The following is a 15,585-nucleotide window of genomic DNA, read 5'->3' on the forward strand; positions in this document are numbered from 1 at the left end:
TCAGTCGGCCGGGGTGGGGGCGGTGGTCTTCGGGTCGTCGTCGAGGGCGGCGAGGATCGCCTCGGCGGTGCGCCGGCCCACCCCGGGCACCTCGACGATCTCCTCCACGGTGGCGGCGGAGAGCCGTTTGAGCGAGCCGAAGTGGTGCAGCAACGCCTTGCGGCGGACCTCACCCAGCCCGGGGACGGTGTCCAGGGCCGATTCGGTCATCCGCTTGGAGCGCCGCTGCCGGTGGAAGGTGATGGCGAACCGGTGCGCCTCGTCCCGGGCGCGTTGCAGCAGGTAGAGCCCCTCGGAGGTGCGCGGCAGGATGACCGGGTAGTCGTCGTCGGGGAGCCAGACCTCCTCCAGCCGCTTGGCCAGCCCGCACAGCGCCACGTCGTCGATGCCCAGCTCGGCCAGCGCCTGGGCGGCCGCCGCCACCTGCGGGGCACCGCCGTCGACCACCACCAGCTGCGGCGGGTACGCGAACTTGCGTGGCCGGCCGGTGGTCGGGTCGATGCCGGGGCGGTCGGGGTCGGACGCGGTCTCCTCGCCCAGCTCACCGGTCTCGGCGCGGGCGTCGAGGTAGCGGGCGAAGCGGCGGCGCAGCACCTCGGACATCGCCGACAGGTCGTCGGTGGCGCCCCGGACGATGAACCGGCGGTATTCGCTCTTGCGGGGCAGCCCGTCCTCGAAGACGACCATGCTGGCCACCACGTCGGTGCCCTGGATCTGGGAGACGTCGAAGCACTCGATGCGCAGCGGCGAGGTACGCATGCCGAGCGCCTCGCTGATCTCGTCGAGCGCCTTGCCCCGGGTGGTGAGGTCGCCGGCCCGCTTGAGCTTGTGCCGGGCCAGCGCGTCCTTCGCGTTGCGGCCCACGGTCTCCAGCAGGGTCTTCTTGTCGCCGCGCTGGGGCACCCGCAGCGACACCCGGCTGCCCCGGCGGGCGCTGAGCCAGTCGGCGAGCGCGTCGGCGTCACCGGGCAGCTCGGGGACGAGCAACTCCCGGGGGACGTCCGCCTCGCCCTGCTCGCCGCCGTAGACCTGGGTGCAGAAGTGGTGCACCAGGTCGCCGGTGGTCAGCTCCTCGGTCTTTTCCACCACCCAGCCGCGTTGGCCGCGTACCCGACCGTCGCGGACGTGGAAGACCTGCACGGACGCTTCGAGGGGGTCGTCGGCGAAGGCGACCACGTCGGCGTCGGTGCCGTCGCCGAGCACCACGGTCTGCTTCTCCATGGCCCGGCGCAGGGCGGCCACGTCGTCGCGGAGCCGGGCCGCCCGCTCGAACTCCAACTGCTCGCTGGCCTCGGTCATCTCGCGTTCGAGGCGACGCACCATGCTGTCGGTACGGCCGGCCATGAACTCGCAGAAGTTGTCGACGATGGCCCGGTGCGCGTCGGCGGAGACGGTGCCCACGCAGGGCGCGGAGCACTTGCCGATGTAACCGAGCAGGCAGGGCCGGCCCACCTGCCCGGCCCGCTTGAACACCCCGGCGGAGCAGGTGCGGGCGGGGAAGACCCGCAGCAGCAGGTCGAGCGTCTCGCGGATCGCCCAGGCGTGCGAGTACGGCCCGAAGTACCGCACGCCCTTACGCTTCGCGCCCCGCATGACCTGCAGCCGCGGGTATTCCTCGTCGAGGGTGACCGCCAGGTACGGGTACGACTTGTCGTCGCGGTACCGGACGTTGAACCGGGGGTCGTACTGCTTGATCCAGGTGTATTCGAGCTGGAGCGCCTCGACCTCGGTGCCCACGGTGACCCAGTCGACCGACTCGGCGGTGGTGACCATCTGCCGGGTGCGCTCGTGCAGCCCCCACGGGTCGGCGAAGTAGGAGTTGAGCCTGCTGCGCAGACTCTTGGCCTTGCCGACGTAGATCACCCGGCCGGTGCCGTCGCGGAACCGGTAGACCCCGGGGGACTCGGGGATCGTGCCGGTCGCGGGGCGGTAGGTCGAGGGATCAGCCACGGCACCGAGACTATCCGTTGCCCCCGACACTCCAGATCACACCGAGCTGGTCGACCTCGGTGCCGCTGCGGCCGAAGAAGCCGGCCAGTCGACCGCCCGGGGGCGCGGTGAAGGTGACCGTCGCCGAGGTGGGCGTACCGGCGCTGAGGGTGCGGCCCTGGTCGGTGCCGAGCCGGGCCGAGAAGATCCTGGTCCGGCCGTCCTTCTGGCCCTGGGTCAGAGTGACCTGGGTGATCCGCTCGCCGGGGGCCAGGGTGAGGCCGGTCTCGGTCCCGCCGGTGCCGCCGTGGCGCAGCTGGCCGCCGTCGGCGAGGTCGACGCCGACGGCGTCGAGCCGGGAGCCGCCGCGCAGGGTGACCCGGGTCACCGCCGGGCCGACCCGGTCGGCGTCGGTGAAGCCGGTGCCGTGCGGGCCGCCCCAGGTATCGCTGGCCCGCAGCGTCGGGGCGAGGGTCCAGTCGAACCAGGCGGCGTGCGGGTAGTGGTCGGACAGCGGCCCGCCGGTCGGGGTGAGGAACCGGGCGTGCTCGTTGTGGTAGCGGTTCAGGGTGAGGTTGACCAGCTTGTTGCCCCGGTAGAGGATCTTGTCGACCACCTCGCAGGAGTCGGTCACGTTGGCCTCGTCGCAGACCAGCGCGGGGTCACCGGCGGCCGGCGGCTGGCCGCCCCGTTCCTGCTGCACCCAGACGTCGGTGAGGCCGTTGGCCGCCACCAGGTCCCGGATGTTGTCTCCGGTACGGGTGTAGCGGACGTTCAGGTCACCCATCAGGACCACCGCGTTGCCGGCCGAGTTGGCGGCGACGTACGCGGAGAGCTGGCTGAGGTTGGACCGGCGGGCGGCCAGATCGGCGTCGGTGGTGCCGGCGTTGGGGTGGGCGTTGTAGAAGTCGACGAAGACGCCCTCGGCGAGCCGGATGCGGCTGGCGGTGAAGCCCTTCGGGGTGAGGCAGTCGGTGCCGTTGCAGGAGTTCCACTTCACCCGGGCGAAGTCGCTGTACGGGTAGTTCGACAGCGTGTTGAGGCCGCTGCCGAACGGCACTCCCCCGCTGGTCGGGGTGCGGTACGGGTGCTGGTCGGTGGCGTACAGGTCGGCGTGGTAGTTGAAGTCCTCCTGGACGTGCACGATGTCGTACCCGCCGAGCCGTTCGCCGATCGGCCGGGTGTTGGTCGCCGGGTCGCCGCTGGAGATGATGTCGGGCAGCCCGGCGACGTTGTAGGTGAGCACGGAGAACGCCCCCGAGGTGGGCGCGGCGGCGGCGGTGCCCGGGGACGCGGCGGCCGGCGCGGGCGGGGTGAGCACGGCCGCGAGCAGCGTCGCGGACGCGAGCAGACGGACGACCTTCATCGACGGTCCAATCTGGAGTGGCGGGACCGGCGGGTGTCCGCCGGTCGGGGGCGGGACCGGCAGTGAGCACCGGTCAGGGTTGGGGGACCGGCGGGTGAGCACCGGTCCGGGCGGGAGGGCCGGCGGGTGAGCGCCGGGCGGGGTGGGGCGAGGGGCGGGCGTCAGCCCGGGTGCCGGATCGAAAGCTATCCACGCGCGCCGACCGGCTCGATACTCCCGGGGAAAGATCCGGCAGCCGCTCGATGGACGTCTTCCGATATCGACGAGCGGAGATTACCATCCGGTAACCGAATGTTATTCACGTAAAGATCCCCATCCTCATCGGAGGATCACCATGCCCCGTCCCCCCACCGTCCGCCGCCTGCTCGCCGGACTGACCGCCGGCATCAGCGTCGCCGCCCTGCTCACCGCGACCCCCGCCGCCCCGGCCGAGGCCGCCGCGCCACGTGCCGCGTTCAGCCCCGAGGACTACTGCCTCGGCGAGTGCGGCGACATCCTGCCACCCGGCCAGAACGGCAACGCCACCCTCGTCGAGGTGCTGGGCAACCAGACCCTCGGCACCCTGCCCCGGCACTCCGCCGACCAGCTCGACCGCTACGCCGACCTGGTCTACGGCTACGCCGGGCTGCGCGAGGAACAGATCGGCTCGTTCTTCAACGACGCCTCCTTCGGAGTGCCGCAGGGGCAGGTCGAACGCGACTACTCGCCCCGCTCCGACGTGCGCATCCTGCGGGACAAGGCGACAGGCGTCCCGCACGTCACCGGCACCACCCGGGGCGGCACCATGTACGGCGCGGGCTACGCCGGGGCCGAGGACCGACTGTTCACCATGGACCTGCTACGGCACGTCGGCCGGGGCACCCTCACCTCGTTCGCCGGGGGCGCCCCCGGCAACCGGGCCCTGGAGCAGAGCGTCTGGCGCAACTCGCCCTACACCGAGGCGGACCTCCAGGCGCAGGTCGAGGCGCTGCGCACGAAGGGTCCGCGCGGCCAGCAGCTCTACGCCGACGTGCAGGAGTACATCGCCGGCATCAACGCCTACATCGGCGTCTGCATGGGCGCCCGCAACTGCCCCGGCGAGTACGTGCTCACCGGCCACCTGGACGCGGTCACCAACGCCGGCGGCCCGGAGCCGTTCCAGCTCACCGACCTGATCGCCATCGCCGGCGTGGTGGGCGGCCTGTTCGGCGGCGGGGGCGGCACCGAGATGCAGTCCGCGCTGGTCCGCATCGCCGCCCGCGCCAAGTACGGCGCCACCGAGGGCGACAGGGTGTGGACGGCGTTCCGCAACCAGAACGACCCGGAGACCGTGCTGACCCTGCACGACGGGCAGAGCTTCCCGTACGGCGACGCCTCCCCGGACGCGGCGAGCGTGGCACTGCCCGACGCCGGCTCGGCCCGGGTCGAGCCGATCTTCACCGACCCGACCGGCTCCGCCGGCAGCACCGCCGCCCCGGCCCGTGCCCCCGGCACCAGCGCGTCCGGTGAGCTGGCCGCCGCGCTGTCCGGGCTGACCATCAGCCCGGCGCACCGGGGCATGTCCAACGCGGCGGTGGTCTCGGCCGGGAACTCGGCCACCGGACACCCGGTCGCGGTCTTCGGCCCGCAGACCGGCTACTTCTCCCCGCAACTGCTGATGGTGCAGGAGTTGCAGGGCCCGGGGATCAGTGCCCGGGGCGCGGCGTTCGCCGGTCTCAACCTCTACGTGCTGCTCGGCCGGGGGCAGGACTACGCGTGGAGCGCCACCTCGTCGATCCACGACATCACCGACAGCTACGCGGTGCCGCTGTGCACCACCGACGGCAGCGCCCCCACCCTCGCCGCCGACCACTACCTCTACCGGGGGCAGTGCGTGGCGATGGAGCAGCTCGCGCACGTCAACAAGTGGACGCCGACCCTCGCCGACGGCACCGCCAAGGGGTCGTACAAGCTCGTGGCCTGGCGCACGAAGCTCGGCCTGGTGTCCTGGCGGGGCACGGTGGGCGGCAAACCGCACGCGTTCACCCAGCTCCGCTCCACCTACCGGCACGAGGCCGACTCGGCGATCGGCTTCCAGATGTTCAACGACCCGGCCGAGATGGGCTCGGCGGACGCCTTCGTCGCCTCGGCCAACAACGTCGAGTACGCGTTCAACTGGTTCTACGTCAACTCCACCGAGTCGGCGTACTTCAACTCCGGGCTGAACCCGGTGCGGGCCGCCGGGTCCAACCCGAACCTGCCGATGAAGGCCGAGCCGGCCTACGAGTGGCAGGGCTTCGACCCGGCGACGAACACCGCCAACTACGCCCCGCTGGCCGCCCACCCCCGGTCGGTCAACCAGGACTACTACGTCAGCTGGAACAACAAGCAGGCCAAGGACTTCGGCGGCGCGGACGGCAACTACAGCTTCGGCGCGGTGCACCGGGCCGACCTGCTGGACCGCCCGCTCAAGGCGGGCCTTCAGGCCGGCCGGAAGTTCGACCGGGGCTCGCTGACCGCGCTGGTCGAGCAGGCCGGCGTGACCGACCTGCGCGGGGCCGAGGTGCTCGACGAGCTGATCCGGGTGCTGGAGAGCCAGCCCGTCGCCGACGCCGCGCTGGCCACCGAGATCAGCCGGCTCAAGGCGTGGCGGCAGGACGGCGCGCTGCGGGTGGAGACCGCGAAGGGGTCGAAGGTCTACCGGCACGCCGACGCGATCCGCACCTTCGACGCCTGGTGGCCGCTGCTGGTCCGGGGGATGTTCCGCGACCAGCTGGGCCCGGACCTCTACCAGTCGTTGATCAACGCGATCCAGATCAACGAGTCCCCCTCCGGGTACCAGCAGGGCGACAAGTCCAACCTGCCGACCTCGGCCAACGAGGCCCAGTCGCACAAGGGCTCGTCCTTCCAGTACGGCTGGTGGGGCTACGTCGACAAGGACCTGCGCGCGGTGCTCGGCGACCCGGTGCGCGGCGGGCTGGGCCGGAGCTACTGCGGGGCCGGGAACCTGGCCGGCTGCCGGCAGGTGCTGCTGGACACGCTACGCACGGCGGCGGCCACCCCGGCCGCCCAGACCTATCCCGGCGACGCGAGCTGCGCCGCCGGTGACCAGTGGTGCGCGGACGCGATCATCCAGTCGCCGCTGGGCGGGATCAAGCACGCCACCACCGCCTGGCAGAACCGGCCCACCTTCCAGCAGGTGGTGTCGTTCCCGTCCCGCCGGGGCGACGACCTGACCAACCTGGCCGCCGGCCGGCCGGTCAGCGCGTCCGGCAGTGAGCTGTTCTTCGGGGCGGCCAAGGCCGTCGACTCCGACCTCGGCACCCGCTGGGCGAGCAGCTGGGCGGACGACCAGTGGCTGACCGTGGACCTCGGGTCGGCCCGCCAGGTGGGTCGGGTGACGCTGGCCTGGGAGTCGGCGTACGCCCGGTCGTACCGGATCGAGGTGTCCAACGACGGGTCGACCTGGCGTACGGTCTGGTCGACCACGGCCGGCGACGGCGGCACCGACGTGGCGGCCTTCCCCACGACGAGCGCCCGCTACGTCCGGATGCACGGGGTGACCCGGGCCACCACTTACGGCTACTCGATCTGGGAGATGGCGGTCTACCCGCAGTGAACCCGACCGGCCGGCCCGGAGGACGTCCTCCGGGCCGGCCGGTGTCGGTCAGGCCAGCGAGATCTGGTCGCCGTCGATCTTGAGTTCCTTGGCGGCCAGCGGTTTGGTCGCCGGCCCCTCCTTGACCGCGCCGTCGGTGATGGCGAACTTGCTGTTGTGGCAGGTGCAGTTGATCGTCCCGCCGTCGACGTTCGACACCGGGCAGCCCTGGTGGGTGCAGATCGGGTCGAAACCCTTGAACTGCCCCTCCGTCGGCTGGGTGATCACCACGCCCTGCGCGGCGTAGACCTGGCCGCCGCCGACCGGGATGTCGGCGGTCTTGGCGATCGCGGCGGCACCGGACCCGCCGGAGGTCGCGGCCGGCCCACCGGTGGCCGGGGTGGCCGGTTCGTCACCGGAGTCGTCGCCGCAGGCGGTCAGGAGAACCGAGGCCCCCACCGCACCGGCCCCGGCCAGCAGGGCGCGTCGGGTCTGCGTACCGGGCCCGGTCAGCACCTGATCGTCGTTCATCTCCGGCCTTCCTCTCGACTGCCGCCGCAGGTCGTCGACCATCGCGGCCTCACTGGAGCACACGCACCACTGTGCCCGACGGTTCACCCCACCCGCCCGGGAATGTCCGCGCCGGACCCCGGGGCGGGGCCGGTCGTCGACCCGCCGGGTCAGCGGGCTGCGGCGGGCACCTTGCGGGTACGCGCCTTCGGCGTCGCACCGTTGGCCCGGGACGCCCGGGTCACCGCCGCCTTCGCCCCCCGGGCCTGGCCGTCGAGCTTGAGCACCGAGCGCAGGAACTGGCCGGTGTGGCTCTCGGCGACCTCGGCGACCTCCTCCGGGGTGCCGGTGGCGAGCACCGTGCCGCCCCGGTGACCACCCTCCGGGCCCATGTCGATCAGCCAGTCGGCCGTCTTGATCACGTCGAGGTTGTGCTCGATGGTGATCACCGTGTTGCCCTTGTCGACCAGGCCCTCCAGCACCATCAGCAGCTTGCGGATGTCCTCGAAGTGCAGGCCGGTGGTGGGCTCGTCGAGCACGTAGACCGTGCGACCGGTGGAACGCTTCTGCAACTCGGAGGCCAGCTTGACCCGCTGCGCCTCACCGCCGGACAGCGTCGGCGCGGGCTGACCCAGCCGGACGTAACCCAGACCCACGTCGTTGAGCGTGCGCAGGTGCCGGTGGATGGCGGGGATGGCGGAGAAGAACTCGGCCGCCTCCTCGATCGGCATCTCCAGCACGTCGGAGACGGTCTTGCCCTTGTAGTGCACCTCCAGGGTCTCCCGGTTGTACCGGGCGCCCTTGCAGACCTCGCACGGGACGTAGACGTCCGGCAGGAAGTTCATCTCGATCTTGATGGTGCCGTCGCCGGAGCACGCCTCGCAGCGGCCACCCTTGACGTTGAACGAGAACCGGCCGGGGCCGTACCCCCGGACCTTGGCCTCGGTGGTCTCGGCGAACAGCTTGCGGACGTGGTCCCAGACCCCGGTGTAGGTCGCCGGGTTGGAGCGCGGGGTACGGCCGATCGGTGACTGGTCGACGCCGACCACCTTGTCGACGTGCTCCAGCCCGGAGACCCGGGTGTGCCGGCCCGGCACCAGCCGCGCGCCGTTGATCTGGTTGGCCAGCACCGCATAGAGAATGTCGTTGACCAGCGTCGACTTGCCCGAGCCGGAGACCCCGGTGACCGCGATGAGCTGCCCCAGCGGGAACGGCACGGTCAGGTTGCGCAGGTTGTGCTCGCGCGCCCCGTGCACCACCAGCTCCCGCTCCGGCGTCTGCGGTCGACGCTGCTGCGGTGTCGGGATCTCCCGCCGGCCCGACAGGTACGCCCCGGTCACCGACTCGGGATTGTCCAGCAGCTCCGGCACCGAGCCGCTGTGCACGATCCGGCCGCCGTGCTCCCCCGCGCCGGGCCCGATGTCGACGATCCAGTCGGCGACCCGGATGGTGTCCTCGTCGTGCTCGACCACGATCAGCGTGTTGCCCAGGCCGCGCAGCCGCAGCAGGGTCTCGATCAGCCGGTGGTTGTCCCGCTGGTGCAGGCCGATCGACGGCTCGTCGAGCACGTAGAGCACGCCGACCAGGCCGGAGCCGATCTGGGTGGCGAGCCGGATGCGCTGCGCCTCGCCACCGGACAGGGTGCCGGCCGCCCGGTCCAGCGAGAGGTAGTCCAGGCCGACGTCGAGCAGGAACCGCAGCCGGGCGTTGATCTCCTTGAGCACCCGCTCGGCGATCATCTTCTGCCGGTCGGTCAGCGCGATGCCGGCGAGCAGCTCGGCCGCCTCACCCACCGACAGGTTGCACACCTCGGCGATGCTCTTGCCGGCGATGGTGACCGCCAGCACCTCGGGCTTGAGCCGGGTGCCGCCGCAGGCCGCGCAGGGCACGTCGCGCATGTAGCCCTCGTACTTGTCCCGCGACCACTCGCTCTCGGTGTCGGTGTGCCGCCGCTCGATCCACTGCACCACGCCCTCGAAGCCGGTGTAGTAGGACCGCTCCCGGCCGAACTTGTTGCGGTAGCGGACGTGCACCTGGTCGTCGGAGCCGTGCAGGATGGTCTTTTGCGCCCGCGCCGGCAGCGCCCGCCACGGGGTGTCGACGTCGAAGTGCTGGCTCTCGCCGAGCGCCTCCAGCAGGCGCAGGAAGTATTCCAGGTTGTGCCCGGTCGCCCAGGGTTGCAGCGCGCCCTCGCGCAGGGTGCGCTCCGGGTCGGGGACGACCAGCTCCGGGTCGACCTCCTTCTTGGTGCCCAGGCCGGTGCACTCCGGGCAGGCCCCGTAGGGCGCGTTGAACGAGAAGACCCGGGGTTCCAGGTCCTCGATCGCCAACGGGTGGTCGTTGGGGCAGGCCAGGTGCTCGGAGTAGCGACGTTCCCGGGCCGGGTCGTCCTCGGCCAGGTCGACGAAGTCGAGCAGCACCAGGCCGTCGGAGAGGCCGAGCGCGGCCTCCACCGAGTCGGTCAGCCGCTGCTTGGCGCCCGCCTTGACGCTGAGCCGGTCGATCACCACCTCGATGGTGTGCTTCTCCTGCTTCTTGAGCTTGGGCGGCTCGGTCAGCGGGTGCACCACCCCGTCGACCCGGGCCCGGGCGTAGCCCTTGGCCTGGAGTTCGGCGAAGAGGTCGACGTACTCGCCCTTGCGACCCCGGACCACCGGGGCGAGCACCATGAACCTGGTCCCCTCGGCCATCGTCAACACCCGGTCGACGATCTGCTGGGGGCTCTGCCGGGAGATCCGCTCGCCGCAGACCGGGCAGTGCGGCTCACCGATGCGGGCGAAGAGCAGCCGCAGGTAGTCGTAGACCTCGGTGATGGTGCCGACGGTGGAGCGCGGGTTGCGCGAGGTGGACTTCTGGTCGATGGAGACGGCCGGGCTCAGCCCTTCGATGAAGTCGACGTCGGGCTTGTCCATCTGGCCGAGGAACTGCCGCGCGTACGACGACAACGACTCGACGTAGCGGCGCTGCCCCTCGGCGAAGATGGTGTCGAAGGCCAGGCTCGACTTGCCGGAGCCGGACAGCCCGGTGAAGACGATCAGCGCGTCCCGGGGCAGGTCGAGACTGACGTCACGCAGGTTGTGCTCGCGCGCGCCACGGATGATCAGACGGTCGGCCACGGTGCGGGTGCTCCCGAAAGAAGAATGTGAGGCGGATCTGTCCGCTACGAGGGTGATCTGAGCGGTTTGCGGAGTGAGTTGAGCAGTTTCACGGGCGCGAAGGAACGCCCCGGCAACTTTAGCCCCGGGGTACGACAACTTCGTGCACGCCCACACTCCCCCAGCTCACACCGGTCAGGTCAGCCACCGCCCGGCCCGCGCCACAGCTCGGACCGGCACCGCGGCGGCACACCGACCCGGTGCCCGACCCGACCGCTGTCGGCCGGTCCGGGCACCGGTCAGAAGCCGCCCGGCAGCGGTGGCGTGGTCGGCCGGGCCGGCCGGCGTCGACCCCCTCGCCAACCGCCCCGCCGCTCGGCGGCCAGCCGGCTCTGCCGACGGCCACCCTCGTAGGCCACCTCCCGCTGGAGCCGACGCCAGCTCTCCCAGCGCCGGGGCGACAGTTCCCCGTTCTCCAGCGCCTCCCGCACCGCGCAGGCCGGCTCGGCGGTGTGCCCGCAGTCGGCGTACCGGCAGCCGGTGGCCAGCTCGGCGATGTCGGTGAACGCCCGGTCCAGGCCGGCGTGCCCGTCGAGCAGGCCGACCGCCCGGACCCCGGGGGTGTCCAGCACCGCCCCGCCACCGGGCACCGGGACCAGCGCCCGCCAGGTGGTGGTGTGCCGACCCTTGCCGTCGACGCGTCGGATCGCCTGGGTCGGCATGACGTCCGCCCCGACCAGGGCGTTGAGCAGGCTGGACTTGCCCGCTCCGGACGGGCCGAGCAGGGCCAGCGTGCGCCCCGGGGCGACCAGCGGACGCAGCGGTGCCAGGCCGGTGCCCTGCTCGGCGCTGACCGGCAGCACCGGCACCCCGGGGGCCACCGCGGCGAGTTGCCGGGCCACCGCCTGCGGGTCGGCGGCCAGGTCGACCTTGGTGAGCACCACCAGCGGGGTGGCCCCCGACTCGTGGGCCAGCGCGAGCAGCCGTTCGATCCGGGCGGCGTCCGGCTCCGGGTGCACCGGCTCGACCACCGCCGCGGCGTCGAGGTTGGCGGCGAGCACCTGACCGCTGGCGTCCTTGCCGGCGGTCCGGCGGATCAGCGCGGTCCGTCGGGGCAGCACCGCGTCGACGGTCACCGGGCCGTCCGGCCAGCGGGCCAGCAGCACCCAGTCACCGGCGCACGGCAACGCGGTCAGGTCACGGGCGGCGGCGGCCAGCACCGCCGGGCCCAGACTGGCCCGGACCGGTCCGTCCGCGGCGAGCACGGTGCACACCCCCCGGTCGACCCGGGCCACCCGGCCGGGCCGGCGGTCCGGCCGCCGTCGCGCGTACGCCGCCCGCTCGGCGTCCAGGCCGAGAGCGGTCAGATCGATGGTCATGTCATCCTCACCGGGGTCGGAACTGGTCGTGGCCGAACACGCGTCCTGCTACCGGCATGATCACCACCCCGTCCGTCGTCCCGGTACCGCGTCGTAGCCGACGGTAGGCGTCGCACCGACGCGCCGAAAGCGAATTCCCCGGCGGCGCAACGCTCCCCGGACCGTTAGGGTCGTGGCGTGACCACGGATCCACTGCTGTTGACCGGTGCGGTGACCGACGCCGCCGCCCGTCTGCTGGACACCACGGCCGGGCTCGACGCGGCGGCCGTCGCGGCTGCCAGCCTGCTGCCCGGCTGGACCCGGGGCCACGTGCTGACCCACCTGGCCCGCAACGCCGACGGGTTCGTCAACCTGCTCACCTCCGCCCGAACCGGGCAGGACATCCCGATGTACGCCAGCGACGCCGCGCGGGACGCCGACATCGCCGCCGGTGCCGACCGGCCGCCCGCCGAATTGCTGGCCGACCTGCGTCGCAGCACCGACCGGTTCACCGAGGCGGTGGCCGCGATGCCGGCGCACGCGTGGCAGGGCACCGTGCAGACCCGACGCGGCCCGTGGCCGGTCGCCCTGGTGCTCTGGGGCCGGTGGCGCGAGCTGGAGGTGCACCACGTCGACCTGGGCACCGGCTACCGGCCGGCGGACTGGCCGGCCGCGTTCGCCCAGCACCTGCTGCACGAGGTGGCCGGCGGGCTCGCCGAGCGGCCGGACGCCCCGGCGCTGGTGCTACGGCCCGCCGACGGTAACCGGCCGGAGCTGGTGGTGGGCGACCCGCAGGACGCCCCGCAGGTCGCCGGCCCCGCCGCCGAACTGGTCGCCTGGTTGATCGGCCGCAGCAGCGGCGACGTGTTGACCGTCACCCCGGACGGTCCCCTCCCGACCCCACCCGAATGGATATAGACCGCCCATGAGCTACACCGGAGACGTCACCCACGGCGGCCCGCCCGCCGTCCGGGAACTCGACCGACTCACCGTCAGCAAGCTGTCGGTCGGCCCGATGGACAACAACGCCTACCTGCTGCGCTGCCGCGACACCGGGGCGCAGGTCCTGATCGACGCCGCGAACGAGGCACCACGGCTGCTCGACCTGATCGGCGACGCCGGCCTGACCTCGGTGGTCACCACCCACCGGCACATGGACCACTGGGTGGCGTTGGAGGAGGTCGTCGCCACCACCGGCGCCCAGGCCCTGGTGCACGCCGACGACGCCGAGGGGCTGCCGATCGCGGCGCAGGCCCTGACCGACGGCGACACCGTGACGGTGGGCGAGCAGACGTTGGAGGTGATCCACGTCAAGGGGCACACCCCGGGGTCGATCGCGCTGCTCTACCGCGACCCGGCCGGCACCCCGCACCTTTTCACCGGGGATTCGCTGTTTCCCGGCGGGGTCGGCAACACCGACCGGGACCCGCAGCGGTTCGGCCAGCTCATCGACGACGTCGAGCACAAGCTGTTCGACCGGCTGCCCGACGACACCTGGTTCTATCCGGGGCACGGTGCCGACAGCACCCTCGGGGCGGAGCGGGCGTCGCTGCCGCAGTGGCGGGCGCGCGGCTGGTGACCCGGGGCACCCGGTGGCGGGCTCACACCCGGTGACCGGGCGAACGCCGGTCACCGGGGCGGATGCCGGTCACCGGGTCGGCAGCGGTCAGCCGGCCTGACCGAGGGCGGTCACCGTCCGTAGCCGACGTCGGGTGCCCAGCAGCACCAGACCGGCCAGCACCAGGCCCACCCCCATGGTGACCAGCAGCGGATCGCCGGGCAGCAGCCCGGCCAGGGCCCGTGACGCCACCCCCAGCGCCAGATAGAGACCGGCCCACGCCGCCGCGCCGAGCGCGGCACACGTGACGAACCGGCGGTACGACATCCGCAGGCCCCCGGCGGCCAGCGGCAGCAGCGTGTTGAACACCGGCAGGAAGGGTGCGACAAGCACCATCCGCCCGCCACCGGAGCGCAGCAGTTGCTCGGCGGCCGACCAGCGCCCCTCGCCGATCCAGCCACCGACCCGGCTGTGCCGCAGCCGCTCCCCGTAGATCCGCCCGGCGAGGAAGCTCAGCGACCAGCCGGCGAGGCAGCCGACGACCACCGCCACCATGGTCGCGACACCGGCGAGGGGCCGACCCACCCCCACCGCCGCGAGGATCGCCACGTCGCCGGGGACGAGCACACCGAGCAGCGGTACGGCGTCGGCGAGCATCACCAGCCCGAGCGCCGCCATCAGCAGAGCGGTGGGCAGGTCACCGAGTCGGGCCAGTTCGTCGAGCACGAGCCGACGCTACGGCTCGGGGGTGCTCCGGCGCATCGGGTCGCGACCCTGATCACTCCCCGAATTTTCTCGGGGTGCCCTGGTTGGCCTGCGGGGTTCACCGGGGACGCAGCACCTGCACCCGGCGGACCGGGGAGTCGACGGACGGCTCGGTGGTGGGCACCGGATAGCTGGCCACCACCTCCAGCACGTCCCACGGCAGGTGGCCCCGGTCCGGGTCACCGACCAGCACCTGCGTCCCACCCTGGGCGGCCCGTCGCAGGTAGGGCAGCACCCGCTCGGCCAGTTCCCGGTCGTAGAGGACGTCCCCGGCGACCAGCAGCTCGGCCTGGGTGCCGTCGTCGTCGAGCAGGTCACCGGAACGGGCCTGCACCCGTACCCGGTTGGCCCGCGCGTTGACGGTCACCGCCGCCACCGCGTACGGGTCCACGTCGTTGGCGACGACCTGGGTGGCACCGCCGAGCGCGGCGGCGATGGCGACCAGTCCGGAGCCGGCGGCCAGGTCGAGCACCCGGCGACCGGCGACCAGGTCGGGGTGATCGAGCAGGTGACGGGCGAGCGCCTGACCACCGGCCCAGGCCGAGGCCCAGAACGGTGGCGGCAGGGCACGGCCGGCCGCCGCCTCCATTCGTGCCCACCAGACGATCGCGTCCTCGGCGAGGTGCAGCCGCACCTCGGGCACGAACGGCGTCGGCACCAGCCGGAGCCGGTCCAGCCCGTCCCCCGGTGCGTCGATCTCCCGCTCCAGCTCGGCCAACGCGGCGGTGCTCGGTCCGTTCACCGGTCGAGTGTCCCGGACCGGACCGCCCGAAGGGTGGTATTCCGGGCTGACCCGCGAGTTTCCCCGTAACTTCCTGCGGCACTTCAGCCGGCAAAAACCGGATCGGCCGGTTACTGTCGGGGCAGTACAGGGCGATCATCCGCCGCAGCGGCGGGATCACCCGTTGTAAACAGGGAGAGATGCATGGCAACCGGCACGGTCAAGTGGTTCAACTCGGAAAAGGGCTTCGGCTTCATCGAGCAGGACGGCGGCGGCCCCGACGTCTTCGTCCACTACTCGGCGATCGCCAGTAGCGGATACCGGGAACTGCAGGAGGCCCAGAAGGTCGAGTTCGATGTGACCCAGGGGCAGAAGGGCCCGCAGGCGGAGAACGTCCGCCCGCTGTAGGTCCGTGCCGGTGGCGGCGGCTTCGGCCGCCGCCACCGAGCGCTGTCGACCACCATCACCCGGTGACGGCACCGGTACGGCCCGGCACGACCATGATCGACTCAAGGGGGCCGTTGTAGCGCTATCCCGCCCGCCGTGACACCGCTACCTGGGCACCATTGCGGCGCATCCTGCCCGCCGTTCCGCCGGACCGAGCGAACTCCGCCGTCGGGGCGGGGAGGCACGGTCCCGTCCGTCCGGCAGGAAGACATCACGCGTTCGGGCGAGGGCGGGGAGGGCGGTCACGGCCCCCCGGCCGAGGGAAGCAGTGATCATGGGC

11 protein-coding genes are annotated in these 15,585 nt (G+C 72.4%); 4 read left to right on the forward strand and 7 right to left on the reverse strand.

Features of this window, described 5'->3' with window-relative positions; genetic code table 11:
* Both uvrC and ACQP2H_RS21205 read right to left on the reverse strand, forming a co-directional pair.
* Entirely contained in the window at positions 1-1,950 is a 1,950-nt protein-coding gene (uvrC, locus tag ACQP2H_RS21200) for an excinuclease ABC subunit UvrC (RefSeq protein WP_219463737.1), read from the reverse strand.
* Between the two features lie 10 nt (positions 1,951-1,960).
* Positions 1,961-3,295, reverse strand: a complete 1,335-nt coding sequence (locus ACQP2H_RS21205; protein WP_219463739.1) for a jacalin-like lectin — start codon at positions 3,293-3,295, stop codon at positions 1,961-1,963.
* A gap of 334 nt (positions 3,296-3,629) precedes the next feature.
* On the opposite strand from ACQP2H_RS21205, the gene ACQP2H_RS21210 reads away from it, so the two are divergent.
* Positions 3,630-6,872, forward strand: a complete 3,243-nt coding sequence (locus ACQP2H_RS21210; protein ID WP_219463741.1) for a penicillin acylase family protein — start codon at positions 3,630-3,632, stop codon at positions 6,870-6,872.
* Between the two features lie 48 nt (positions 6,873-6,920).
* Here ACQP2H_RS21210 and ACQP2H_RS21215 read toward each other — a convergent pair whose 3' ends face one another.
* The 3 genes from ACQP2H_RS21215 to rsgA all read right to left on the reverse strand — a co-directional run bounded on the left by ACQP2H_RS21215 (position 6,921) and on the right by rsgA (position 11,835).
* The gene (locus tag ACQP2H_RS21215) at positions 6,921-7,382 is read right to left on the reverse strand and encodes a Rieske (2Fe-2S) protein (protein WP_219463744.1); all 462 of its coding nucleotides are present in this window, start codon (positions 7,380-7,382) and stop codon (positions 6,921-6,923) included.
* Between the two features lie 149 nt (positions 7,383-7,531).
* Entirely contained in the window at positions 7,532-10,477 is a 2,946-nt protein-coding gene (gene uvrA, locus ACQP2H_RS21220) for an excinuclease ABC subunit UvrA (RefSeq protein WP_357536864.1), read from the reverse strand.
* A gap of 278 nt (positions 10,478-10,755) precedes the next feature.
* Positions 10,756-11,835, reverse strand: coding sequence for a ribosome small subunit-dependent GTPase A (rsgA, locus tag ACQP2H_RS21225; protein ID WP_433228593.1), 1,080 nt, complete (start codon positions 11,833-11,835; stop codon positions 10,756-10,758).
* 177 nt (positions 11,836-12,012) lie between these two features.
* Here rsgA and ACQP2H_RS21230 point away from each other — a divergent pair, with 177 nt between their 5' ends.
* Positions 12,013-12,732, forward strand: a complete 720-nt coding sequence (locus tag ACQP2H_RS21230) for a maleylpyruvate isomerase family mycothiol-dependent enzyme (RefSeq protein WP_433228595.1) — start codon at positions 12,013-12,015, stop codon at positions 12,730-12,732.
* A 7-nt stretch (positions 12,733-12,739) separates the two neighbouring features.
* Positions 12,740-13,393: an MBL fold metallo-hydrolase gene (locus tag ACQP2H_RS21235; protein WP_357536870.1), complete on the forward strand. Its 654-nt coding sequence runs from the start codon at positions 12,740-12,742 to the stop codon at positions 13,391-13,393.
* An 87-nt stretch (positions 13,394-13,480) separates the two neighbouring features.
* Here ACQP2H_RS21235 and ACQP2H_RS21240 read toward each other — a convergent pair whose 3' ends face one another.
* Both ACQP2H_RS21240 and ACQP2H_RS21245 read right to left on the reverse strand, forming a co-directional pair.
* Entirely contained in the window at positions 13,481-14,098 is a 618-nt protein-coding gene (locus tag ACQP2H_RS21240; protein ID WP_208569215.1) for a DedA family protein, read from the reverse strand.
* A 97-nt stretch (positions 14,099-14,195) separates the two neighbouring features.
* Positions 14,196-14,855, reverse strand: a complete 660-nt coding sequence (locus ACQP2H_RS21245) for a class I SAM-dependent methyltransferase (protein ID WP_433233616.1) — start codon at positions 14,853-14,855, stop codon at positions 14,196-14,198.
* Positions 14,856-15,062: 207 nt separating this feature from the next.
* Here ACQP2H_RS21245 and ACQP2H_RS21250 point away from each other — a divergent pair, with 207 nt between their 5' ends.
* Positions 15,063-15,266 (forward strand): cold-shock protein, encoded by a 204-nt coding sequence (locus tag ACQP2H_RS21250; protein ID WP_091237353.1) that lies wholly within the window; start codon positions 15,063-15,065, stop codon positions 15,264-15,266.
* Positions 15,267-15,585: the final 319 nt, after the last annotated feature.

Source organism: Micromonospora sp. CA-248260 (assembly GCF_050942205.1).
Taxonomy (GTDB): Bacteria; Actinomycetota; Actinomycetes; order Mycobacteriales; family Micromonosporaceae; genus Micromonospora; species Micromonospora antibiotica.